Origin of the sequence: Singulisphaera photorubra, from assembly GCF_045290345.1 — a bacterium.
GTDB lineage: Bacteria > Planctomycetota > Planctomycetia > Isosphaerales > Isosphaeraceae > Singulisphaera.
On sequence record NZ_CP155447.1, the window covers coordinates 545,003 to 569,587 of the forward strand.

A 24,585-nucleotide genomic window follows, 5' to 3' on the forward strand; every position below is an offset into this window, starting at 1 on the left:
CGGGAGCGAAGCGCTCCAGCACGACCTGGGTAAGCAGGACAGGAGGAGGGGACTGTCCAGGCACCTAACTTAACCGCGGACGCAGTTGTACGGTAGCTAAATGCGACCAAGGCGAACAATTTTGGGACGCGTGAGAGAACCTGAGCAAAAGGATCGAGTCGTGCTTGACCGGCGTCCCCCAAAAGGCTGATACTCAAGCCATCAGGTAGCCGGTGCTCGGCCGAGGGTAAGATCCTCGGCATGCGCGGTTCAACTCCGCGGCCTGGTATCCGACCGGACAGCCCCTTGGTTCGACCACCCCCGACGGCTTACCCGGTTCATGCGCTCGGCCATTACTTGGGCGAAACCGTCGTCATGTGCGTGGATGGCGAGGGATTCACTCCGCCCCCATTGCCCCGCCGCGGGCAATGAGATCAGGGTCGGGGCACGGAGCCCCACAGCCCCTTGTCTTCGGATCTCTTGATCGCGAAGGCCCAGGCCCCGTACACTCTTCGGGATCGACTCGAGCCGGATCGGCCCTAGTTGGTCCGGTCCCAACCTCCATTTCTCTCGCGGGAGCCTGCGGATGACGGAATCGATCGGCACGGCCGACGCTAACCCGTTGCGGCAGAACTTACCAAGGGCAAGGGTCCCTGACCCTTGCGCCGTGGTCCTGTTCGGCGCAACCGGCGACCTGACGCATCGCAAGCTCGTGCCGGCGCTCTACCAACTGGCGCGGGGGGGCAACCTCCCGTCCGAGTGCGCGATCGTCGGCTTCGCCCGGAGAGACTGGACCGACGAACAGTTCCGTGGGGAGCTCGAAACGAGCCTTTCCAAGAACGGCGACCCGGACTTCGCCGAGTACTGGCCGCAGTTCGCCACCCGGCTCGCCTTTGCCTCGGGCACCTTCGACGACCCGGCGGCCTACACCCGGCTCAAAGAACGCCTGGATCAGCTTGACATCTCGCACGGAACCCGCGGGAACCGGCTCTACTACCTGGCCGTCGCCCCCGAGTACTTCTCGACGATCATCGAACAGCTCGGCAAGGCCGGGCTCGTCTACCCGAGCCGCCAGGAATCCCCCTGGAGCCGCGTGGTGATCGAGAAGCCGTTCGGCCACGATCTTGCCAGCGCCCGCGCACTGAACCACGACATCACGAGCGTCCTTGACGAGAGCCAGGTCTACCGGATCGATCACTACCTCGGCAAGGAAACGGTTCAGAACATCCTGGCCTTGCGGTTCGGCAACGCCATCTTCGAGCCGATCTGGAACCGGCGGCACGTCGAGTCGGTGCAGATCACCGTGTCTGAAGAGCTCGGGATGGCCGGAGGGCGGGGGGGCTACTACGACAATTCGGGCGCGCTCCGCGACATGGTCCAGAACCACCTGATGCAGTTGCTCTGCCTGGTGGCAATGGAGGCCCCGGTGAACCTCTCGGCCGATGCGGTTCGCAACGAACGCGTCAAGGTGCTCGAGGCGCTACCGCACTGGACGCCCGAGGACGTGGCCAAGAACGTGGTCCGGGGCCAGTACGTCGCCGGCTCGATCGAAGGGAAGGAGGTCCCGGGCTACCACGACGAGAAGGGCGTCAAACCCGACTCGCAGACCGAGACCTATATCGCCTTGCGAACGACCCTGGACAACTGGCGGTGGGCGGGCGTGCCCTTTTATCTCCGAACGGGCAAGCGTCTCCCCAAGCGGGCCTCGGAGATCGCGATCCAGTTCCGCCAGCCGCCGACGACCTTGTTCGAGGTGGATACGGAAGAGGCGGGGGGGTCGAACCTGCTCGTCCTGCGGATCCAGCCGAACGAAGGAGCGAGTCTCGCCTTCCAGGCCAAGGTGCCCGCCTCGAGACGCAGGCTGCAAGAGGTCCGGATGGACTTTCGCTATGGCACGGCGTTCGCAGTTCCACCGCCAGAGGCCTACGAGCGTCTCTTGCTCGACGTGATGCTCGGTGACCCCACCCTGTACACCCGAACGGACGCCGTCGAGAGCGCCTGGCGATTCTGTGACGCGATCCTTGACGCGTGGGCGCAGCCCGACGCTCCCCCCCCGGCCACTTACGTGGCGGGAAGCTGGGGCCCCGAGGCGGCCGACGCCCTCATGACGGGCGAGCCCTCCCGCTGGCGCAGGCTTTGAACCGAACCCGTTCTCACCGGTCGGGATGAGACGTCGAACGATCGAAAGACCTCAAGGGCGAACCAGATGGCTGAGACATCGTCCGACGCATTCCTGAACGGCGAAGGGGTCCCCGTTGACCTCCACAATATCGAGACCGAGCTCCTCCGGCTCTGGGGTCCCTCCGCCGAGCGTGCGGGGGGGCCGAACCTGGAAAGCCCGCATGTCACCCGGGTGGTCCTGGCGAACCTGGTCGTCGAGGGCCGAGAATTCAACGCACCCGGCCTCAAGCAGGTGCTCGACGAAGTGACCGCGCAGTATCCCTGCCGGACGATTGTGCTCCGGAGAACCGAAGAGCCGGCCCGCACGATCGCGGCCGAGGTCTCGGCCCTCTGCTACATTCCCGCGCCCGGGCTCCCGCAGGTCTGTAGTGAGCGAATCATCCTCGCCGGCGGGCCGGAGGCGACCGACCTCCTGCCCGGGGCGGTTCGCCCCTTACTCGAGGCCGACCTTCCGTTCATCCTCTGGTGGACGGATGACCCGAGGCTCGATGAGACCTTGTTCCGGAACCTGGCCGACGAGTGCTCGCGCCTGATTCTCGACCTGCCCGACCCGGGAACCGACCTCGCCGCCATCCGCCTCGGGCTCGACCCGAAAATCAACGCGTACAGCCGTGACGCCGCCTGGTTCGGCCTCACCCGCTGGCGCGAGCTCGTTGCCCAGTTCTTCGACTTGTCCTGCCATCACGAAGCCTTGAAGCGGATCGACTCGGTCCGGATCGAAGCGATGGCGCCTCAGTGCGAGGTCCCTCCTCGCCTGGCCGTCTGGTTGGCGGCCTGGCTCGCGGGACAACTCGGCTGGAACCCCCTGGGGACCCCCGAGCACTCCCCCGGCCTCCTTCTCGCCCGATTTCAAGGCCCCGCGGGCGAGATCACCGTCGAGATCGCCACCGAGGTGAACTCCAACTCACCGCTCGCCCAGCTCCTCGCCACGACGCTGACCACCCAAGGACCCGACGGCCCCGAGAGCTTCCGCCTCGAGCGGCCCTCGCCGCAGTCGGCCGACATTCACATCAAGATCAACTCCTCCGCCTACTGCAACCTCCCTCGCGTCGTCCGGTCGCCCGAACTCGACCCCGCGCGTCGCGTGGCCGCCGCCCTCCAGGCCTCACGCTCCGATCCGACGTTCGACCACGCCCGACCCCACTTCTTCTGGCTGATGGAAGGGTAATCGGGGAGTGGAGGCGGGCTTGCAGCTCACTCGACTCCTTTTCCTACAGTTCCATGAGCGGCACGAACCGACGGAAGTGTTCGGTCAGGGCGTCGGCCAGGAGGAGCGGTTCGGGAAAGAGCTGATCGTTGCTCGAGGCGAGGGCGAAGGAAATCGCCTCCTGGCCCAGGTTGACCCGGATGACCCCGAACGGAACCGCGCGGGTGCGGCCCAGGGAGCCGAGAACCTGACGGAGGATCGCTTCGTCTTCGGGACCGATCGGCTCGGGGGTCAGGACGACGGTGGTGAGGCCGATGACCAGGCCGCGCGGGCCTTGCTTCTGCCAGGGGGGGAAGCGACCGTTGACGGCCATTGCCAGCCGGGTCATAAAGCGGCGATAGTCCACCACCGAGAGGCCGATGTCGATCGGCTGCCGGACCACCGCCACCACGCTCAAGGCGCGGCCGAGCCAGGGAATCCAGTGGAGCCGGACCGGGCGGCGATAGTAGCGGAGGATGTCCAGGGGAGGCTCGCGATACTCCTCCCCGTCCTCGGCAATCAAGCCCGATGGCCGTAAAAGCGGGTCGATGATCGCGAAGAAGTCGTCCTCGATCATCGGGCGGGTATCTCTCAAAAGGCTGGCCAAGGCGCAAGCCGTTGGCGTAGGATCAAGCAGGCGCCGCCCCCAACAATAAAAGGGGCGATCGCCGCGGAAAGTGTCTCAAAGAGGGACTCACGTGGATGCCGCAAAACGGGCCGCTGACTCGCGCGTCAGCCTGGCGATCATCACCGACCCGGGCCAGGCGAACTCCTTCGGCACGCTCCACGGCGGGGTCATGCTCCGCCTGGCTGACGAATGTGGCGCCGTCGCCGCGCTCAGACACGCGGGTGGGGGCCGGATCACCACGGCCGCCATCGATTCGATGACGTTCCTCGGGCCCGTCTACGTCGGTGAACGGGTCGAACTGGCGGCTGAGGTCACCTATGTAGGCCGGACATCGCTGGAAGCACGGATCGAAATCTTCGCCGAACCGCTCGACCGTGCCCTGCGAAGGATGGTCGCCCTGGGTTACGGCCTCTATGTTGCTCTCGACGACGACGGACACCCCCGGCCGGTCCCCTCGCTACTCCTGGAAACCGAGTCGGACCATCGCAGCGCTCAGGCCGCGAAAGCACGGCAGGCGGTTCGCCTCGCCCGCCGCGCCGAGGCGGCCGCGACTGACGAGAGCGACAGCCAGAGTCCATGAGCCTTCTGCCCTTTGCCGCCGCGGAGGCGCCGATCGGAGCCGTCAGTCCTGAGCGGGCTGGGGCTCGTAGTTCATCTCCATCTGCGGGATCGGGGGGACGGTCGGCGGCTCGAACTTGGGCACCGACGTCTCGATGGAGTCGACCGGCCGGGTTCGTTCCTCGGCCCGTCGGCTCGGAGTGTGCGAAGACATCGTGGAGGAGAAGTCGAGCTCATCCTCGAGTCCCCGCAACCCCTTCTTAAACTCGACGATCCCCTTGCCCAGGGAGCGGCCGACCTCTGGCAGTCGCTTGCCGAACAGGAGCACGGCGACTCCCATCACGATGATCATTTCCATCGGGCCAAGGTTGGGAAGCATGCGGGCAGATCTCCACGAAGAGGAGAGAGTTCAAAGAGTCGATTCGGTTCGATTCGGTTCGGTTTGTTCAGTCCCGGTCGTGGATTGGCAGCGAACGCGAGTTCAGGACTTCAAACTTCGGGCGGGGGCACGGGCTTCTTGGTGTCGGCCGTGACGGCTTGATCGAGGTCATCCTCGATTCCAGCAACGCCCTTCTTGAACTCGACCACGCTCTTGCCAAGCGACCGCATGACGCTGGGCAGACGATTGCCGAACATCAGCAGCATCACACCACCGACGATGGCGATTTCCATCGGTCCCAGGCTTCCGATAAAAGCGAACGGCAGCATTGGTCTAACTCCTCATATCAGATCAAAAAGAGGGGTGAAGGCATGGTGTCGTCGGTCAGTGCGAAACCCCGGACCCACTGACGATGATTGTTCGAGTGACAATCCAGGCGGCCAAAGCCGCCGCCGCCAGGATCGTGAAGAACCAGAACGTGCGATCCCCGCCGAGCCCCAACCGCGCCGCCGGCCTCGAGGGGGGAGTTGCCGCGGAGCCCGGAGCCCGTCGCGCGGGAGTCAGCCAAGGCAAGATCGCCCGGGCCTGACGCGTCTGCAACACACCCGACCGACCGTACAAGGCGAGCACGACCATGACGATCAGGGCGATCGAACGAGGTCCCAGCATGGCCCAGATCATCCCCAGCCCGATCATGATCCCAAGACTCCGAATCGGAACCCACGGAAAGACGACCGCCCCGCAACGCGTGCGAGTGTCGCTTCCATAATACCGCGAGGCACGCCGGAGGGCGCTCGCGAATCCATTCGAAAGACTGGGACATCACGGTGGGATTGTTTCGGTGGGGGGAGCCGACAGATCGGCGCCAACCGAGGCCAAGGCGTCTCGACAGGGACGACGCGGGGTAGGACGGACATCTTTCATCCTACCTACGCCGACCTCTGTGTCAATCCCCAACCCTTCCAAACGGCGCTCAAGGCGTTCAAGGAGCCTTGAGCGGCGGAGCCGGGGCGACGTCCGCGACGTCCCGTTGCCAGCCGCTGAGCAGGGAGGAGAGCCGCTCACGCTCCTTGGCATGGGCCGGATTGCCGGCCAGGTTGGTCAGTTCATCGGGGTCGGTACTCAGGTCGAACAACTGAACTTGATCGACCTTCGGATACCAGATCAGTTTCCAACGGTCGTCCCGCGCTGCCCGCTGCACGTCGCGGTACGCGAGAAAGAGGGTGTCTCGGACCCCGCTTTTCTCTCCCTTGATCACGGGTGCAAGGCTCCGGCCGTCGAGACCGGTCGGTACAGGCACCCCGGTCAGCTCACAGAGGGTTGGAAACAGGTCGTACAGGTAGACGAGGGAGGCGGACCGACCCGTCGGGATACCAGGACCCGCCAGGACGAGTGGTGGCTTCACATGCTCATAAAGGTTCTGCTTGCCCATCAGGCCGTGGCGCCCGCCCACCGCCAAACCATGGTCGCTGGTGAAGACGACCACCGTATTGTCCCACCGGCCCGCCGTATTGAGGGCTTCGATGACGCGCCCGACATGGTGGTCCAGGTCGGTGATGCACGCGTAGTATTCCGCCAGGTGCCGCCGCATCTCGTCTTGAGTCCGAGGAAATGGGGACAGCATCTCGTCGCGGATCTTCAACTCACCATTGTCGAACGGATGCCGCGGCATGAAGTTCTTCGAGAGAGTGATCTTGGCCGGGTCATACTTCGCCTGAGTCTCCGGCGGCGCCGTGCGAGGGTCGTGCGGCATCGAGGGAGCCAGATAGACGAACCAGGGCTGGTCCCCGTTCCGCGTGCCCACCCATTCGATCACCGCATCGGCGCACTTCCGGCTGGTGGAGGCCCCGGAATGGGGGATCGGAACCAGCTTCGAGAATTGGTCGTGCCCCACCCGGAACGAGTTCCCCGGTTTGGTCACACAGAGGGTGTCGTACCCGTTGGCGGCAAACGTCCCTCCGAGCGTGGGGCCGTCGTATGCCCGTGCGTTCGGGGCCGGAATTCGGAACAGCGACTTTCCGGTCAAGATCATGGTCCGGCTCGGTGCGCAGACCGCCGGGCTCATGCTGCCCTGGCAATAGGCGTTGCTGAAGACGAATCCGCGACCGACCAGGGCGTCCTGCACCGGGGTCTCAATCTCCGCATTCCCGAGCGCCCGGATCGTGTCGGCCCGCTGGTCATCGGTCACGACGAACAGGACGTTCGGCCGAGCCGGCGGCCCGGCGACAGCCCACGGCCCCAAAGCCAACAAGGTCGTGAGGGTCAAGGCGTGGACGACGAGTTGTGGGGCAATCATCCGCGGAGTCCTCAAGGTCATCACCGGCCCTTCATTTGGGGAGAGCACGATCGAGTCCAACCCATCATGACGAGGAGTCCCATCGCAAAGCCAGCGTCTCTCCAAACGCGTTTCATAAGATTCGATTTCCCTCCATGACACTGAAGGCGAGAGGAGGGATGGGGGAGAAAAGTCGGGCATCCGGTCCGTCGGGACGCCCTGGTCGCTCAGTTTGTTGCCCCTGGACATGGGAATGCGGCGCGTGTCCAATCCATGTGCTTGAGAGCCGGGCGAAGTCCCGGACAATGCGTTCAACGCTCATCTGGGAAATCCCGGTGAAAACAAGTGCCGTCCTCACCGCCCTGCTGGCCCACGGGCTCGCGTTCGCTGCGCCGTTCGCGCTGAGAGCGAGTGCGCAGGAAGTGCTGCCGTTTCCGCCCACGCCCTCGGCTTCGACAGCAGGGCTCTCCATGCAGGATTCGAGCTACAAAAAACGCGTCGATCCGCAGCGATTGCCGAAAGATGCGCCGAACATCCTCGTCATCCTCATCGACGACGTCGGCCCCGGGCTCCCCTCGACTTACGGCGGTGAGATTCATACGCCAACGCTCGACCGCGTCCACAAGGCGGGCATTTCCTACAACCGTTTTCACTCCACTGCGATGTGCTCGCCGACGCGCGGCTCGCTGCTCACTGGTCGCAATCACACCCGCATCGGCAATGGGCAGATTTGCGAGTTGGCCAACGATTGGGACGGCTTCTCGGGCATCATCCCAAAGCACTCGGCGACCGGTGCTGAAGTGCTCAAGGCTTATGGCTACAAGACCGGCGCGTGGGGCAAGTGGCATAACACGCCCGCCGAGCAGACGACCGCGGCCGGGCCTTTCGATTATTGGCCGACGGGCTACGGCTTCGAATACTTCTACGGCTTCCTCGCGGGCGAGGCGTCTCAATACGAGCCGAACCTCGTGCGCAACACGACCATCGTGCATCCGAACAAAACCCCGAAGCAGGGCTATCATCTCACCGAGGACATCGCCGACGATGCGGTCAACTGGCTGCGCGAGCAGCAAGCCTTCGCGCCGGACAAGCCGTTTTTCATGTATTGGGCCACCGGCGCAGCGCACGGGCCGCATCACATCATGAAAGAGTGGGCGGACAAATATCAGGGTAAGTTCGACGACGGCTGGGATAAGTATCGCGAGCGGGCCTTTGCGAAGCAGAAGGCGATGGGCTGGATCCCGCAGAACGCCCAGCTCACTCCGCGCCCCGCGACGCTTGCCTCGTGGGATTCCATTCCGGAAAACGAGAAGCCTTTCCAGCGCCGGCTCATGGAAGTCTTCGCCGGATTCGCCGCGCACGCGGACTACAATGCGGGCCGTGTGATCGCCGAGATCGAGCAGCAGGGCAAACTCGACAACACGCTCATCTTCTACATCTGGGGCGACAATGGGTCTTCCGCGGAGGGCCAGAACGGCACCCTCTCGGAGCTGCTCGCGCAGAACGGCATCCCAACGAAGATCGAGCAGCACATCAAGGCGATGAACGAACTCGGCGGACTCGACGTGCTCGGCTCACCGAAGACCGACAACATGTACCACGCCGGCTGGGCCTGGGCCGGCAGCACACCTTACAAATCCACCAAACTCGTCGGTGCGCACTTCGGCGGCACGCGGCAGCCGATGGCGGTCGCGTGGCCGAAGGTCATCAAGCACGACGACACGCCGCGTGCGCAGTTTCATCACGTGAACGACGTGGTGCCCACGCTCTACGACATCCTGAAAATCGCCCCGCCGCAGGTGGTGAACGGCGTCCCGCAAGGCCCGATCGACGGCATCAGCTTCGCCTACACCTTCGCCGATCCGAAGGCGAAGGGGCGCAAGCCGACTCAGTTCTTCGACATCATGGGTAGCCGCGGCATCTATCACCAAGGCTGGTTTGCGAGTGTGTTTGGACCGCGCACCCCGTGGTTACCCGGCCGCCCGGACATCAGCAAGTGGGATCCCGAGGAAGATACGTGGGAGCTCTACAACCTCGACGAAGACTGGAGCCAGGCGAACGACCTCGCCGCGAAAATGCCCGGCAAGCTCGACCACATGAAAGCGCTCTTCCTCGCCGAATCCGCCAAGAACCAGAACCTCCCCATCGGCGGCGGCCTCTGGACCATGCTCCATCCCGAGGACGGCCCCAGCACGCCTTACACCGACTGGACCTTCAGCGGCTCCGTCACGCGGATGCCGGAATTCGCCGCGCCGAAGATCGGCAAGCTCGACAACGTCGTCAGCATGGACGTGGAGGTACCCGCAAATGCCAACGGCGTGCTCTACGCGCTCGGCGCTTTCTCCGGCGGCCTCTCGTGCTACGTGAAAGACGGCATTCTCAGCTACGAATACAACCTGTTCGAGATCGACCGCACGCAGATCAAGGCGAAGGAGAAGCTTGCCGCCGGCAAGGCGAGAATCGAAGTGGAGACGAAGCTCCTCGCCGCGCATCCCGGCGCGCCCGCGCAGATCACCCTGAAGGTCAACGGCAAGGAAGTCGCCACCGGCAAGGTGCCCATTACGGCCCCACTCGCCTTCACCGCGAACGACTGCCTAGACTTCGGCAGCGATCTCGGCTCGCCCGTCTCGCTCGATTACTTCGATCAGGCACCGTTCAAGTTCAACGGCACCCTCGGCAGGAGCACGATCAAGTATGTGAAGTAAACGAACGAAGCGACTTGAAACCCGCCCGGCATTCGCCCGATCGAGCCTGGCTCGCGTGTCCTGATGCCGCACGAAGCTGTCTGGCCTCGTGCGGCCCAGAACCTTGCCGAAGCGCAGGCCCGGCACCTATGTTCCGCAGAAGGTTCGGTAGTTGCTCTCGTGAGAAGGCGGCTCCCGGTATTCTGCCAGCTCGGCTCTCGCTTCATACGGCGACGCCAACGCCGCCAGCAGGCGGTGCAGCACCGACAGGTCGTCGCGATCCTCGGCGGCCGACAGCGCTTCCTCCACCCGTTGGTTTCGTGGGATGACGGCCGGGTTGACGGTTCGCATGATGGCGTAGGCCTCCGACTGGCCCTCACGCCCAAGCCGCTCCTGCCAGCGGGAGTACCAGGCCTGGAAGTCCGGGTCCTGATCGCCGGTCGGCAACTTCCCATCCGCCAGGTCACGGAACGTGTTGGTGAAGTCGGCCTTGGATTTCTCCATCCAGTCGAGCAGCGACCGGATCAGGTCGACGTCGCCAGCCTCATCCGTCTGGAGCCCCAGCTTCATTCGCATCCCGGCGAGCCAATACCGCTCGAACACGGCGGGGAAGTCTTCAAGGATCTCCGTGGCGACCGCAACTGCTTTCTCCGGCTCTGGATCGAGCAGTGGTAAGAGGGTCTCGGCGAACCGGGCCAGGTTCCATTGCACGATGTTGGGCTGATTGCCATAGGCGTACCGGCCGGCGTGGTCGATCGAGCTGAACACCGTTTTGGGCGAATAGGCGTTCATGAACGCGCACGGGCCATAGTCGATCGTCTCTCCAGAGATCGCCACGTTGTCGGTGTTCATCACGCCGTGGATGAATCCGACGAGTTGCCACCGAGCGACGAGTGAGGCCTGGCGGTTCGTGACCTCGCGGAAGAACTCCAGGTACTTTTGTGGAACCTCGGACAGTTCCGGATAGTGGCGGGCGATTGTGTAGTCAGCCAACGCCCGCAGGGTCGCTTCGTCGCGGCGGGCCGCGTACTCAAACGTGCCGACCCGGATGTGGCTGGCGGCCACGCGGGTCAGGATTGCCCCGCGTCGGATCGTCTCCCGATAAACCGGCTCGCCGGTGGTGACGACGGCGAGGCTCCGCGTGGTGGGGATGCCAAGTGCGGCCATGGCTTCGCTGATCACGTACTCGCGGAGCATCGGCCCGAGGGCGGCGCGGCCATCGCCGCCGCGGGAGAACCGTGTCCGCCCTGAACCCTTGAACTGAATGTCCACGAGGCGGCCGGACGGCGTCCGGTGCTCGCCCAGCAAGATGGCTCGCCCATCGCCAAGCATCGTGAAGCCGCCGTACTGGTGCCCGGCGTAGGCCTGTGCGATGGGTTGCGAACCGCCCGGCAGGTCTTGGCCCGCGAACAGCGCCGCAGCGGCCTCAGGCGAGAGCGCGGTGAGGTCGAGGCCAAGTTCGTCCGCGAGCCTGTGGTTCAGGATCGAAATGCGCGGTTCCCGCACCGAAGCCGGGCTAACCGGGCTGAAGAGAAGCTCCGGAAGGCGTGCGTAGGTGTTCTCGAACTGCCAGCCGATCGTGTTGTTGCCCGCATCCGATGCGGTTGGAGTGACCATTCAGTTCCCCCGGCGCTGCTCTCAAAAGAACCCATGATACCCGGTGCAACGGGTAGAATCGCCTCTGACTCGACTCGCGCCTCACCTTGAGACCTCGCCGTCATCGACTGAGATCTGCGAATTCCGGGCCCACCGGGACGGATCGCTCGCCACCGTCAGTCCCGCATCGCCATGCGTACGTCTCGCCGGCCAGAGGAGCAGGAGGCCATTTTTCGAACTTGGTCGAACTCGCCGATTTGGTCGTCAGTCTTGGCCTCATCGATCATCCGCATCGCCAAGTAACAATTGGAACCCCAAATCAAAACGCCCCGATTCCGCCGAGCTTGTCGCGGAACCGAGGCGTTGGCAACAGGGCATTGATCGCGGTCGAGTCCACTCGAATGACGCTTTCGCGTTCAAGCCTTCGGGACCGCCACGTCAGTCTTGGAGTTGGCTTGAGGAACCCCTTCGTAGTCCCAGTCGAAGGAGGCTTCAAACGGTTCCCACCAAGGAGCAACGCCAGTGGCGGGGTCGGAGTGACGGCCCAGGCCGCCGGCGGAAGGGGGTTTGATCTCGAAAACGAGTCGGTACTCTCCCGGCTTGGGCATCGTGAGGCTTGCACCATAGTGGAGGCCGTCGCCTGCGATCATGGGCATGAGCTCGCCCTGGTGGATCGGGTCGCCCCCCTTGGCGGGAAAGACCTTGTAACGGATCTTCATGTAAGGGACGAACTCATCCAAGGCGAAACCGTTGGGGTTCTCCGCCGTGGCATGGATATCGGCTTCCAGGTGGATCATATCCGAGCCGGCCGGGTCGGCCATTCCATCCATCTGAATCGAGGGGAGCCAGACGGCCGCAATTCGCATCCGGTTCTGCTCAATCGGATCGCCGATCGGATACTCGCGGAAGCCGGCGGGCTTGGCTGACCCGGGGGCCGGTTCCACGGGAGGCGTGGGGGAGGCCGACCTCGTGGGAGAGACTGGATTCAAGTCGAGGTTCATCACCACGACAAGCCCCACCCCAACAAAGATCAGAGCCGTGACCAGTGGACCCGCCCAGCGTTTGAGCACGAAAAGCCTCCTTTGATTTCCGCCGAGAGAGCAAATATAGGTGCCCCGCAAGCCCCCGCGTCGAGAACAGCCAGGGCACTCTGAGCTCGTGAAAGGACGTGAGAAAAAATCAAGCAGACCGAGGGCCTGTCCCCTTCGGCCGATATTTCTCACACACGTCCTTGCCTATAAAAATTGACCGCCGGACCAGGGACCGACCGCGACGGTTAGCGACTGGTAGCTGGGCGGGCCGGCTTCGGAGCCGACGACACTTCACCTGTGAGTACGAGCACCAGAGCGAAAACGGCACCAAGGAGCAGCAGCCCTTGCACGGAGAGCGCCTGAACGTTCGGGTGCAGGCCGAGGGCCGGCAGACCAGGGCCGAACCACTCCAGCTCGGTTGTCTTGAGGATGCCCGCATTCTGGAGCTCGAAGATCCCGTTGCCCGCGAAGACCACGGCCATCGCAAACAGGATGACTCCCGAGACCTTGAAGAAGGAGCGGAGCGGCAGGCGAACACTGCTGACCCGGATGATGTAGGCGATGACGGCCAGGAGAACCAGGCCGACTCCCAAGCCGGTGGCCATACCAACCAACCCTTCACGCGATCGCCCATGACCTCCGAGCAATGCCTGATACATCAGCGCGGTCTCAGCCCCTTCGCGATAGACGGCCAGAAACGCGGTCAGGGCCAGTGTGCCGAGTCCGCCCATCTCTGACCCCCGCGCGGCCTGCCGCTTGAGAAAGTCCATCCACCGCTTCGACTCGGACTGCGAGATCAGCCAGTAGCTGACGTAGAAGAGCACCCCCGCCGCCGCGAGCATGACCACCCCTTCGGCGACCTCACGCGTCTTGTTCTGGGCGGAGCTGACAATCAAGTTCAGGCCCACGGCCGTGATGATGCTGGCGACGACCGCCAGGCCGACCCCCCAGCCGATCGCCCGCATCGCCCCGGGCTGGGCCGTCTTGGTGGCCAGGGCCACCAGCATGGCCAGCAGGAGGATGACCTCGACCCCCTCGCGGAGAATGATGAACAGCGACCCCGCGAATGCCGGCCCGAACGACCCGGCGCGTTGCTCCTCCACCCGGCCCAAGGCCAACGTGACGCGCTGCTGCAAGTCGGTCAGCTTCGCCCCCAGGGCCTCCCCCTTCAGCCCCGACCCAACCTCACCGCGAATCCGGTTGAACTCGATTTCCAACGGGCGGACCTCCCGTGGGTTCAGTGAGTTCAAGATGCGTTCCAGGGGCTCGAAGTCGACCAGGTAGACCGAGGTCATCGCCGAGGCTGCGTCGTCGGCCTCTCCCTTGTCGGCCAGAGCCTGAAGTTCAAGCAACCCCTGCTTCAAACCCAGCAAGAGCCCGCGCTGATCGCGCGATCCGGGCACCGTTGCCAGCGCAGCGGCCGAGTTAGCCGCCCCCACGAGCACGTCGGTCCGATCGGACACACCTTTCCTGTTCAGGTCGTCCGAAGCACTGATCAGGCTGAGGATCAGCTTTCGCGTCAGCTCGGCCATGAATTCCGGCGGTTCCTTCCCCTTGGCCACTTTCGAGACCGCGGACACGATCGCGAGGAATTGCCCCTCGAGTTCGCCCGCCCGCGCGTATCCGAGATAGTTGCGCACGGCCGTTTCCATGTCCGACGCTTCAAACTCACCCCAGTAGGCGTCCTCCGCCAGTCGCCTCGCCTTCTTGAACTCGCCCGGCCGGGCGGCCAGATCGAAGCTCGCGGCCAGGGTCAGGCTGATCCGGTCGATAACCTCAGGCCAAGCCAGCACCGGAGCCAACTGGCCCGCGACCGGCGTGAACGACGGGGCCGTCACGGTCAGCGTCCCCAGATCCGAAACGGCACCGCCGCCGATTTCCACTTCCTTACGGAGCGGCTCACCCATCTCGTGCCAGACATTCACGATGTAGCGGCCGTCGGGAACGTCGGCGAACCGGAACTTGCCCTCGCGGGTGCAAGCCGCCACCCAGGGCGACGCACTCACCACGATGTATCCTCGCATGTGGCTGTGGATATCGCAGGCGAGCCGCACGATCCCAGGCTTGTCGGGAACCCAGTCATGGGGTTCCCCAGGAGCCATCGACTGGTTAAAGTCGAAGCCGGGTGTCACGACGTGAACGCTATGCCGCTCCGAGTCGGCATTCGTGAACCGCAAGGTTCGCCCCAGGGACATCGCCTGCACCCGAGGCACGAACTGCAAACCCTTCTGGTCGACCAGCACGACCTCGGCATCGGCCGCCTGCTCCCGCCGGACCTGCCGGACCGGAGCCAGAGACCGGCTCGAGGCTGACAACCGCGGGACTGACCTCGGGCGAGCAGACTTCGGGCATGGCAACCCGGCCCAAAACGTCCCCAGCGCGGGCTGCCGACCCTCCCATCAGAAGGAGCCAGGCCAAGACCGCCAACCGTCGCATGGAAGTGTTCACCACGTCGCGATCCATCAAAATGTGGGTGGGGTGGTTATTCGGCCGGGGGGAGTTACGCAGCGTATTGAGATTCAATCTCAACGGGTTCCTGTTATTATAGTCGCATGTTTGCGAGGTCGTCAAACAGTTTTTTCGCGGATACCCAACGATGATTACTGAGTCTAACCCGAAGCCCGACACGACTTACGAAGGTCCGGTTCTGACCTCGACGTTTTCGTTTGGGGGCCGGGATATTCGCGTGGTGCGGCCGGCCGACCCGGATCGGTTGCTGGACGACCCCAGCGTCCTGGCCTGGAACCGGCAAGATGATTACATGCCTTACTGGGCCTATCTCTGGCCTGGAGCTCATCTTCTGGCAGAAGCGGTGGGCCAGGAGCCCTGGGTGGAAGGAACGCAAGCGTTGGAGATTGGTTGTGGCCTGGGCCTGGCCGGCCTGGTCGCCTTGAAGCGTGGCTTGCGGGTCCGGTTCACCGACTACGACGAGGCGCCCTTGCGGTTCGCGGTCCGGAGCGCCTTGGAGAATGGCTTCGCTCCTGAGACTTATTCCACGGCGCTACTCGACTGGCGCGAGCTCCCCGACGAGCGTTACCCGATCATTCTGGGGGCCGACGTCCTCTACGAGAGCCGGTTGGTCCCGCTGGTCGCCGACCTCCTGGCCCGGCTCCTCGAGCCGGACGGACTGGCCTTGATTGCCGGCCCCTACCGTGTCGCCACCGAGGGATTGGAAGCCTGCCTGCGCGATCGCGGCCTGGTCCAGGAACTCGAACCGATCCGGGCGGAGAGCGAGCACGGCCCCGTGCGCGGGACCTTGCACCGGATCCGCCGGTTGTCCACCCAACCCTACGAGTCTGTCTCGTAAGTTCAGGGAAACCGAAAATTGAAGGCCGTTTGGGTGCCACGGGTTCCGTACTCGGAACCCGTGCGCGCCAGGCCAAGGCATTCCCGCATGGGTTCCGAGTACGGAACCGCATGGCACCCAGCAGATCATTCAAAAGCTCCCGTGGGATTCACCTTCTGGGACAGACTCTAAGCAAAGAGGCCGACCTCATGCGTTTCGTCCGGTGAGCACGGCCCACGGTACGAGACGCATGGGGCGACCCGACCGGCTTTCGCCAACCGACTTCAAAGGCGTATAGAGCGGAAAGTGACGGATCAACCTCGATCACGGGAAGTGCCGTTTCGGAAGTGGCTCGGCCCCTCCTGGCCTTGGCGCCGTGGAGACTCTACACTCAATCGTAGTTCGATTTCAACGTGGTGATTCCGACCGAATGAGTCGCCCCGGCGAGGATTTCAGAACGTCTTGTACAGCCCGAGAATCCGGGCTCGCGACGAGAGCGACAGCGCACGGAATCCGCGAAACCAACGGAGGAACGGCTGATGAGTGTCGACAACCCTTACGCCGCGCCAGAGGCCGACCTGAGCGTGGTCAGGGACCCCGCAACGGACTGCGACCTCGCGAAACGCTCCACGCGCATGGTCGCGGCGTTCCTGGATGGCTTGATCGGAGTCGCCTTTGCCATCCCCATCTCATTTCTGTTAGGAACCTGGAACTACATCAGCGTAGGGCAGGAACCGCCTCTCGGGATCACGCTCGCCGCAAGTGTTCTCGGCTTCCTCGCGTTCCTCCTCATTCATGGATCCTTCCTGAAGGCGAACGGCCAGACGTTCGGCAAGAAAATGACAGGGATCCGGGTCGCCGACCTCGACGGGAACATCCCCAACTTTGGCAAGTTAATCCTGTGGCGATACCTGCCAATCTCAGTCGCCGCGGTGATCCCACTGATCGGCCCTTATCTGTCGGTTGTGAACGTCCTCTTCATCTTCCGAAAGGATCGCCGCTGTCTTCACGACCTTATTGCCGGCACGAAGGTGGTTGTTGCCCCAGAGTCGAGTTGATGATGGGACTCCGCCCCCAAAGCCTATCCCCTCATTCATAATCACCATCGGCCCCTCGGTGAACGCGGTAGGAGGCGGGCGGCATTCTTCCTGTCGTGAACCTCGGTCCCACTTCGATTGTCAGTAGAACAGCTCTCCGGTCCAGGGACACCTGCTCCCGGCCTCCACGGACAGTCCATGGCCTCTCTCGATATTCCGTGGGAGATTCGGGGCGAACCACCGGGGCAACCGAGAATCTCCAAGGTCGCATGCGACCCACGACGTTGATCCCCAAACCGCCGGCCCGAAGGAACGTTCTCCGGTGAATCGCCCCCTGATCGTCATCCTCGTAACCGTCACTCTCGACTCCGTGGGGATCGGTCTCGTCACCCCGGTCATTCCGAGCCTGCTCCGCGAACTCACCCATGACTCTCAGATCGCCGGGCGATACGGCTATTTCCTGGCCCTTTATTCTCTGATGCAGTTCCTCTTCTCCCCGATCCTCGGCAGCCTGAGCGACCGGTTCGGGAGACGTCCCGTGTTGCTCGTGTCCTTGGCGGGAGCGGCGATCGATTACACGGTGATGGCCCTCACACCGTTTCTCTCGATCCTTTACCTCGGTCGGATGGTCGCGGGAGTGACGGGCGCCAACATGGCCGTCGCAACCGCCTACATCGCCGATATCTCGCGAGAGGACGAGCGGGCCAAGCGATTCGGATACATGAACGCGTGCTTCGGCCTGGGGTTCGTGGCCGGCCCTTTGATTGGCGGCCTGGTCGGCACGTTCTCGCCCCGATACCCCTTCCTGGTCGCCGCCCTCTTCAACGGCCTGAATTTCTTGCTCGGCTATTTCGTGCTTCCCGAGTCCCGTTCGACGGAGGCGAGCCGCGCTGAGAAATCCGCAATGAACCCGATCCAGTCGCTTCGCTGGGTCTGGGGCGTGAAAGTCTTGCTCCCGTTTCTCGTCATCTACTTCGTCATCCATCTGGTCGGACAGGTCCCCGGGACCATCTGGGTCATCTATGGCGAAGACAAATTCGGCTGGGATTCTCGAATCATCGGCCTGTCGCTCGCCGCCTTCGGAATCCTGCACGCCGTCTCCCAGGCCTTCCTCACGGGACCGATTACCAAACTCCTCGGAGAACGAGGTTCCATCATCCTCGGCCTGCTGTCGGACGGCTCGGCCTACGTGCTCATGGCGTTCGCCACTCGGGGATGGATGGCCTTCGCCACGATGCCCCTTTTCACCACCGGCGGTATCGCCATGCCCGCCTTGCAATCCCTGATCTCGAACCAGGTGAACGAGGACAAACAGGGCGAGCTCCAGGGGACGCTCGTCAGCCTCATGAGCCTTGCGGCCGTCTTCGGCCCGATTGCCGTGACCGAACTCTACGCCGCGTATTCCGACTCCTGGACCGGCATCGTTTGGGTCGCCGGTGCAACCCTCTATCTCTTCTGCATCCCGGCACTCTGGCGCAAACGCCAACCCACGAGTCGTGAACTCGCCGCGCCAGTTTGATCCGACCGGCCTGACACGCAGAACGACATCGTCCTGCTTCCACGCGATCGGCCGGCGCATCCTCGTTGGCCCAATGAATCTCGTCGGGTGGTCCGTGCCCACCCGAAGAGAAAGACCGGATACTAACCAATGATCAATTGCAAATCATTGACAGTTTCATCATGAGTGAGGCGACGCTTGACGAAGCTTGCCTACCTCACGTCACATCCCGATTCGATCGCAGCGTTCCGATGATGTCGTTGACGTGGCTGACCTGCTCCGCTTCGAGGATCCGGCTGAGGTCATCGACGAGGCGGTCGGAGGCGGTCGGGTCGTAGAAGGTCGCGGTGCCGACCTGGATGGCGGAGGCGCCTGCGACGAGGAACTCGAGGGCGTCGTCGACGTTGGCGATGCCGCCGATGCCAATGATCGGCAGGTCGGGCAGAGCGCGGGCGACGTCCCAGACCATCCGCAAGGCGAGGGGCTTGATGGCAGGGCCGCTCAAGCCACCGACGTCGTTGGCCAGCACCGGCCGGCGCTTTCGCCAGTTGACGGCCATCCCTCGAAACGTATTGATCAGGCTGACGGCATCCGCGCCCCCTTCAGCCGCCGCCCTGGCGAGGGCGACGATGTCGGTGACGTTCGGCGTCATCTTGGCGATGATCGGAAGCGGGGTCACAGCGCGGACTCGCCGCACCAGACGAGCGACGGCGTCAGGGTCGATTCCCAGGTCAAGGCCGTGGCTGACGTTCGGGCACGAGACGTTGAGCTCGATCGCGGCCAGGCCGGCGTCACCGCCGAGGGTCTCGGCCATCGCGACGAACTGGTCCTCGTCCTCACCCGCGATATTCGCGATCACCGCGGTACCGACGGTCCGCAAATAAGGGAGGTGGTGCTCCCGGAAGTGGTCGATGCCGTCGTTATCCAGGCCGATCGCGTTGAGCAGGCCCGACGCGGTCTCGACGGTCCGGGGAGTCGGGTTGCCCGCCCTCGGCCGATAGGTCACGGTCTTGGGGATCACCCCACCGAGCCGATCGAGCCGGACGAAGGGGGCCATCTCCCGGACGTAGCCAAACGTGCCCGAGGCGACGAGAACCGGATTCTTCAACTCCAAACGTCCGAGACGGACCCGCAAATCCACCACGTCGCAGCTCCAGCCTACAAAAGGATCTGACACTTACCACCCAATCATCCCGATTTCGACCTCGCGCGTCCATCGGGTCTGAGCGAGCTTCAAGGTACAATAATCACGACCAGAGCTGACACCCCGATCGTGGGAGCTCCCCGCTGAGGACCCCCGCGTCATGACCATGAGGACCGAAGACTACGCGTTGATCGGGAAGAATGGGTCGATCGACTGGCTCTGCGCCCTTCGGTTCGATTCGGGCGTTCCAATAACCCCGACCGTACTGCGCCTGGTCGAGGGGAGGGCAGGGCAGGTTCCCATCTGGCTCCGCGTAGTGGCCGGCCAGCGGATGGAACTCCAGACCATGTACGGTCTGTCGGGCGAACGCCGGCTCACCGAGCAGGAACTCTCCTGGCTGCCCCGCTCTGAGAGTTCATGTCCCGTGCGGATCGGCAACAAGGCTCAAGGAGCCAGATGCCTTCGTGGGTGACCCGAACCGCAAAGCAGTCCAGGTCACCCATTGGTATTCCTCAGCTTGCGGACACTGCAAACGAGGTCGTACGAAGTCCGCGAGACTGCGTTCAGGAGGGGATGGACGGGTCGGACTTCTGACAGATGCTCCTGAGTCGCGGTGAGAGCAGGACAACCAGGCCGCAGAGCCCCATGAGGACGATGGACGACGGCTCAGGGACGGGTTGCGGCAGAATTCCCCCGAACGGGTAAGTGTGCGCCTCGACATGCCCGTCGAGCGAGGCTCCAATCAATGTTCCATTGATATGATTGTACCCAAAATTAAGAGCCGCCTTGGGCGCCAGGACACTGCCGTAGATTGAGACGTTCGAGTCGGTCAGTGTCGTCGCATTCGAGAAATTGAACAGGATGTTATTGATCAGCGGATTCGTCTCCGAGGACGACCCGTTGACATACATCTGGAAGTTCGCCAGCGAGGGAGACGTCCCATCGACATTGATCAGGACCGTCGAGCCGACCGGCGAGAGGATATTCAGGCCGTTATTGTTGGCGCTGGAGAACTGGGCGGCCGTCAGATTGAAAACGTTCAGGCTGCTGGAAGTGCCCGTGAGGGTCAGCCCGAGTGCCCCCGCGCCGACCGTACCGTTCGAGGCCTGCGTCGCCAGGAACGACGAGAGGGCGGTCAACGAAGTCCGGGCCGCCGCGAAGTCGATCGGCTGGTCGTAATAGGTCCCGCCGGTGACGTTGACGCTCGTCAAGCTGCTCGTTCCGCCAACGTGGAGGTCACCGTTGATCGTGCCGCTGCTGAAAACGAGGTTCCCGCCAACCACCAGCGCATTGGCTGTGTTCGTCGGAAGCTTCGAGGCAACGCTGTACCCCGTGTACGACGCGTTCCCACCGATCGCCACCCGTCCTTCGGAGTCTGTGTAGGTCTGGGTCGCGTCTCCAAGAATGAAAACATTATAATCCTGAGCGGGTCCGAGCATGGCCGCCTGGGCCCCGCCAGACACCATCACCAAGGTAGCGACCAAACCAAGGATTCGACCATAAAAACGACTCTGCACGTGCTTGCTCCTCGAGTTGCTAAAAAATGCGCAGCCACGCAAACCCCGCCGAGCGTTGCTCTCCAAACGGAGCTTCGACCGGGGAAACGATGGCCCTTTGGGGGGGAGTCCATTCCTCTGAATCGGGTTCAGAGTGGGCGAAGGGGATGGGAATGCGCCCTTTGGGATCGACTGGACTGAGATGACTAAGTCTGAGTCGTTACGCTTCCCCTTCTCTTTTCTTTTCTCTCAAACAGCGGACTGAACAGGTGGCCCCACGACTCCTAATGAGATCGCATGTTAGGCCGAAATTCGAACAGCGTCAAATCGGCCTTCTCTTTTTGGAAACATAGGCAAACAAGGCAGTCTAAAACGAAGAAAAAACGGCCGAATGATGCTCAAATTCACCATAAAAATCCACACATAGGAGCAGTAACGCGAACTTTCCCCTCTTTTGGTTGGCGGATCATCTCTGGCGGACCGGGGGAATCGCGGAGAGAATCACCGCGTCAAAGTGGGGAGCATCAAAGAAGGAAGAGGGCGGGATCGCCTTCGAGGTCCATTCTGGCATAAGATATTGCGATGACGACGACCACTACCAATATGCAGCGTCTCCAAGACCGCCTGAGCCGGGAAACTCGCGCCGAGGTTCGCTTCGATCGGGGGAGCCGCGGCCTGTACTCGACCGATGCGAGCCTCTACCAGATCGAGCCCCTGGGCGTGGTTGTGCCACGCACGGCGGACGACGTGGCGGTGGCGGTGCGGATCGCCGCCGACGAGGGCGTGCCGATCGTACCTCGAGGTGCGGCCACGAGTCTCTCGGGGCAGACGATCGGGCCGGCCATCGTGCTCGACTTCTCCAAGTACCTCAACCGCGTCGGCGTGGTCGATCGTGACCGGATGACCGTGCGTGTTGAGCCCGGGGTCGTGCTCGACCGGCTCAACGCCCACCTCCGGCCGCTCGGCCTGATGTTCGGGCCGGACGTGTCGACCAGCGACCGCGCGACGATCGGCGGGATGATCGGCAACAACTCGGCGGGCGCTCGATCCCTCCGGTACGGCAAGACCGTCGACCATGTTCATTCCGTCGACGTCGTTCTGGCCGATGGCACGTCGACGACCTTGGGACCGGTTCCCGAGGGAGAGCTCGACGCGCTCTGCGCCCGGCCCGACGCCGTCGGGAGAATCCACCGCGTGGTCCGCGAGACGGTCGCCCGCCATCGCGCGGCGATCGAGGCGAAATTCCCCAAGATTCTCCGTCGGGTCAGTGGCTACAACCTTGATGAGTTCGTGCCCGGCTTGCCGGTCCGCGCGGCCGGCTGGCACGATGCCCCCTGGCAGTTCAACCTGGCGCGCTTGATCGTCGGGTCGGAGGGAACGCTGGCGGTCATCCAAGGCGCCGAGCTCAGGGTGGTGCCGATCCCCGCGGCGACCGGTCTCGTCGTCCTCTCGTTCGCGACGATCCCCGCCGCGCTCGACCGGCTCGAGGAGATCGTGGCGACCGGTCCCGTAGCCGTCGAGATGCTCGACCGGATGATTCTCGACCTGGCTGCGACCCACCCTGCCTACGCGGGGCGGATGGAGTTCGCCGAAGGACGGCCGGCCGCGGTCCTGGCCGCCCAGTTCTATGCGGACAGCGCGGAGGAACTGGCCGACCGGGCGAACGACCTGGCCCGCCGGTTCGAGGGGCGTCCGCACGTCCTGGGTGTTCGCAAGAGCCTGGGCGGCGCTGAGAAAGATGACTTCTGGAAGGTCCGCAAAGCAGGGTTCTCGCTCCTGATGGGGCTCGTCGGTGACTCCAAGCCGGTAGCCTTCGTCGAGGACACGGCGGTTTCCCCCGCCCGGCTCCCCGCCTTTTACGAGCGGTTCCAGGCGATCGTCGACCGCCAGGGGGTCGAGGCCGCCTGCTACGGCCACGCCGACGTCGGCTGCCTGCACATCCGGCCGATCCTCAACGTCAAGACCCACGAGGGGGTCGAGTCGTTGCGCACGATCGCGCGCGAGGTGTCCGACCTGGTCGTCGAATTCGAGGGGGCGATGAGTGGCGAGCACGGCGACGGCCTGGCCCGCAGCCTCTGGAACGCGAAGCTATTCGGCCCCGAGGTCTACGGCGCGTTCGAGACCGTCAAGCACGCCTTCGACCCCGACAACCTGATGAACCCAGGGAAGGTCGTCGCCGCGCCCGATCCCGGTGACAACCTCCGCATCAGCCCCGATTACCACCCCCACGAGCCCGACTCGACCGTTTTCGACTTCTCGAGCCAGGGAGGGTTCGCCCGCGCCGTCGAGATGTGCTCCGGCGTCGGGGCCTGCCGCAAGACGGGCACCGGCACGATGTGCCCAAGCTACATGGTCACAATGGAGGAGAAGCACACGACCAGGGGCCGCGCCAACTCGCTCCGAATGGCGATGACCGGGGAACTGGGCCACGACGGATTCAACAACGAGGCGCTCCACGAGGCACTCGACCTCTGTCTCCAGTGCAAGGCCTGCAAGACCGAATGCCCGTCGAATGTCGATATGGCCAAGCTCAAGGCGGAAGTCCTTCATCAGGTCTACAAAGACAAGCGCGTGCCGATCGGGTCGCTCTTGATGGGCCATATCCACCACCTCAACCCGATCGGCTCGGCGACGGCCCCGCTGGCCAACTGGACCCTGAACCAGCCGACGTTCAAGTGGCTACTCGAGAAGGTCGCCGGAATTGATCGGCGACGGACCCTGCCGACCTTCGCGCGGGACCACCTGCGCCGCTGGTTCCGGCGTCACAAAGTCGACTCCCGCGCAGGGACACAGGGTTCCGTCCTCTTGATGGATGACTGCTTCACCACCTACAACAACCCAGAAATCGGCCAGGCCGCCGTACGGGTGCTCGAAGCGGCCGGCTACCGGGTCGAACTCGCGGGCCTCCCATGCTGTGGCCGCCCCGCGCTCTCAAAGGGCCTGCTTCCCCTCGGCCGGAGCCTCGCCCGCGAGAACGTCCGCAGGCTGGTCGGCCACGCCCGCAAAGGGACGCCGATCCTCGGCTGCGAGCCAAGCTGCTTGCTCACCCTGGTCGACGAGTACCGCGATTTCCGCCTCGGCCCCGACGCCGACCTCGTCGCCAAGTCCGCTCACCTCGTCGACGCATTCATCGCCGACCCGACCCGGGTTCCCACACTCCCCCTGCGCCCCCTTGAGGAGCAGGTCCTCCTGCACGGCCACTGCCAGCAAAAGGCTCTCGTGGGCACGGCCGGAACCCTGGCCGCACTCCGCCGAGTTCCCGGCCTCGAGGTCAAGGAACTCGACTCAGGCTGCTGCGGTATGGCCGGCTCGTTCGGCTACGAACACGGCCACTATGACGTCAGCGTGGCCCTGGCCAATCGCGTGATCCTGCCGGCCATGAAAGCCAACCCCAAGGCGCGACTGGTCGCCCCGGGCTTCTCATGCCGAAGTCAGGTCCACGGCCTCGCCGGGCACACCCCGTTGCACCCGATCGAGCTAATTGCCGAACAACTGATTCCTCAGAAGCCCTGAGGGTGAATTAGCAAATCTGCAACTTTTCATGTTTAGACACACTAGAGCGCGTCCGCGGGCGTCTGGAAGTGGGGTGGGTCGGTTTGAACGGGTGAGGCTGTCGCCACGTTACCG

Annotated in this window: 19 protein-coding genes; 9 read left to right on the top strand and 10 right to left on the bottom strand. The window is 63.8% G+C overall.

Annotated elements, in window-relative coordinates; all coding sequences use genetic code 11:
- Nucleotides 1-565 precede the first annotated feature (565 nt).
- Both zwf and V5E97_RS02005 read left to right on the top strand, forming a co-directional pair.
- Nucleotides 566-2,119: a glucose-6-phosphate dehydrogenase gene (gene zwf / locus V5E97_RS02000; protein ID WP_406697610.1), complete on the top strand. Its 1,554-nt coding sequence runs from the start codon at nt 566-568 to the stop codon at nt 2,117-2,119.
- Between the two features lie 66 nt (nt 2,120-2,185).
- Nucleotides 2,186-3,328: a glucose-6-phosphate dehydrogenase assembly protein OpcA gene (locus tag V5E97_RS02005; RefSeq protein ID WP_406697611.1), complete on the top strand. Its 1,143-nt coding sequence runs from the start codon at nt 2,186-2,188 to the stop codon at nt 3,326-3,328.
- 43 nt (nt 3,329-3,371) lie between these two features.
- On the opposite strand, the gene V5E97_RS02010 is transcribed toward V5E97_RS02005, so the two are convergent.
- On the bottom strand, nt 3,372-3,923 hold the full coding sequence (locus tag V5E97_RS02010; RefSeq protein WP_406697613.1) for a hypothetical protein: 552 nt from the start codon (nt 3,921-3,923) through the stop codon (nt 3,372-3,374).
- Nucleotides 3,924-4,044: 121 nt separating this feature from the next.
- Between V5E97_RS02010 and V5E97_RS02015 the strand changes: the two genes are divergently transcribed.
- Nucleotides 4,045-4,554, top strand: a complete 510-nt coding sequence (locus tag V5E97_RS02015) for an acyl-CoA thioesterase (RefSeq protein ID WP_406697614.1) — start codon at nt 4,045-4,047, stop codon at nt 4,552-4,554.
- Nucleotides 4,555-4,596: 42 nt separating this feature from the next.
- Here V5E97_RS02015 and V5E97_RS02020 read toward each other — a convergent pair whose 3' ends face one another.
- From V5E97_RS02020 to V5E97_RS02035, 4 genes are all read right to left on the bottom strand, one after another.
- A complete protein-coding gene (locus V5E97_RS02020) occupies nt 4,597-4,911 on the bottom strand; it encodes a twin-arginine translocase TatA/TatE family subunit (RefSeq protein ID WP_406697615.1) in 315 nt (104 codons plus the stop codon).
- A gap of 110 nt (nt 4,912-5,021) precedes the next feature.
- Nucleotides 5,022-5,240 (bottom strand): Sec-independent protein translocase subunit TatA/TatB, encoded by a 219-nt coding sequence (locus tag V5E97_RS02025; RefSeq protein ID WP_406697616.1) that lies wholly within the window; start codon nt 5,238-5,240, stop codon nt 5,022-5,024.
- A 55-nt stretch (nt 5,241-5,295) separates the two neighbouring features.
- Complete coding sequence (locus V5E97_RS02030) at nt 5,296-5,607, bottom strand: hypothetical protein (protein WP_406697617.1); 312 nt, start codon at nt 5,605-5,607, stop codon at nt 5,296-5,298.
- 286 nt (nt 5,608-5,893) lie between these two features.
- Nucleotides 5,894-7,207, bottom strand: coding sequence for a sulfatase family protein (locus V5E97_RS02035; RefSeq protein WP_406697618.1), 1,314 nt, complete (start codon nt 7,205-7,207; stop codon nt 5,894-5,896).
- Nucleotides 7,208-7,491: 284 nt separating this feature from the next.
- Here V5E97_RS02035 and V5E97_RS02040 point away from each other — a divergent pair, with 284 nt between their 5' ends.
- The gene (locus tag V5E97_RS02040; protein ID WP_406697619.1) at nt 7,492-9,891 is read left to right on the top strand and encodes an arylsulfatase; all 2,400 of its coding nucleotides are present in this window, start codon (nt 7,492-7,494) and stop codon (nt 9,889-9,891) included.
- A gap of 126 nt (nt 9,892-10,017) precedes the next feature.
- Here the strand turns inward: V5E97_RS02040 and V5E97_RS02045 are convergent, their stop codons facing one another.
- The 3 genes from V5E97_RS02045 to V5E97_RS02055 all read right to left on the bottom strand — a co-directional run bounded on the left by V5E97_RS02045 (nt 10,018) and on the right by V5E97_RS02055 (nt 14,812).
- Nucleotides 10,018-11,487: a protein adenylyltransferase SelO gene (locus tag V5E97_RS02045; protein WP_406697620.1), complete on the bottom strand. Its 1,470-nt coding sequence runs from the start codon at nt 11,485-11,487 to the stop codon at nt 10,018-10,020.
- A 395-nt stretch (nt 11,488-11,882) separates the two neighbouring features.
- Nucleotides 11,883-12,536 (bottom strand): iron transporter, encoded by a 654-nt coding sequence (locus tag V5E97_RS02050; RefSeq protein WP_406697621.1) that lies wholly within the window; start codon nt 12,534-12,536, stop codon nt 11,883-11,885.
- Between the two features lie 206 nt (nt 12,537-12,742).
- Nucleotides 12,743-14,812, bottom strand: a complete 2,070-nt coding sequence (locus tag V5E97_RS02055; RefSeq protein ID WP_406697622.1) for an FTR1 family protein — start codon at nt 14,810-14,812, stop codon at nt 12,743-12,745.
- A gap of 281 nt (nt 14,813-15,093) precedes the next feature.
- Between V5E97_RS02055 and V5E97_RS02060 the strand changes: the two genes are divergently transcribed.
- From V5E97_RS02060 to tet, 3 genes are all read left to right on the top strand, one after another.
- Complete coding sequence (locus V5E97_RS02060) at nt 15,094-15,804, top strand: class I SAM-dependent methyltransferase (protein ID WP_406697623.1); 711 nt, start codon at nt 15,094-15,096, stop codon at nt 15,802-15,804.
- Nucleotides 15,805-16,322: 518 nt separating this feature from the next.
- Nucleotides 16,323-16,841: an RDD family protein gene (locus V5E97_RS02065; protein WP_406697624.1), complete on the top strand. Its 519-nt coding sequence runs from the start codon at nt 16,323-16,325 to the stop codon at nt 16,839-16,841.
- Nucleotides 16,842-17,142: 301 nt separating this feature from the next.
- The gene (tet, locus tag V5E97_RS02070; protein WP_406697625.1) at nt 17,143-18,339 is read left to right on the top strand and encodes a Tet(A)/Tet(B)/Tet(C) family tetracycline efflux MFS transporter; all 1,197 of its coding nucleotides are present in this window, start codon (nt 17,143-17,145) and stop codon (nt 18,337-18,339) included.
- A gap of 196 nt (nt 18,340-18,535) precedes the next feature.
- Here tet and V5E97_RS02075 read toward each other — a convergent pair whose 3' ends face one another.
- Nucleotides 18,536-19,462, bottom strand: a complete 927-nt coding sequence (locus V5E97_RS02075; RefSeq protein WP_406697626.1) for a dihydroorotate dehydrogenase — start codon at nt 19,460-19,462, stop codon at nt 18,536-18,538.
- A 160-nt stretch (nt 19,463-19,622) separates the two neighbouring features.
- On the opposite strand from V5E97_RS02075, the gene V5E97_RS02080 reads away from it, so the two are divergent.
- Nucleotides 19,623-19,934 (top strand): hypothetical protein, encoded by a 312-nt coding sequence (locus V5E97_RS02080; RefSeq protein WP_406701311.1) that lies wholly within the window; start codon nt 19,623-19,625, stop codon nt 19,932-19,934.
- Between the two features lie 91 nt (nt 19,935-20,025).
- Here V5E97_RS02080 and V5E97_RS02085 read toward each other — a convergent pair whose 3' ends face one another.
- Nucleotides 20,026-20,979 carry a choice-of-anchor A family protein gene (locus V5E97_RS02085; protein ID WP_406697627.1) on the bottom strand — a complete coding sequence of 318 codons (954 nt, stop codon included), beginning with the start codon at nt 20,977-20,979 and terminating at the stop codon, nt 20,026-20,028.
- A gap of 561 nt (nt 20,980-21,540) precedes the next feature.
- Between V5E97_RS02085 and V5E97_RS02090 the strand changes: the two genes are divergently transcribed.
- Nucleotides 21,541-24,471 (top strand): FAD-binding and (Fe-S)-binding domain-containing protein, encoded by a 2,931-nt coding sequence (locus tag V5E97_RS02090; RefSeq protein WP_406697628.1) that lies wholly within the window; start codon nt 21,541-21,543, stop codon nt 24,469-24,471.
- The last annotated feature ends 114 nt before the right edge of the window (nt 24,472-24,585 follow it).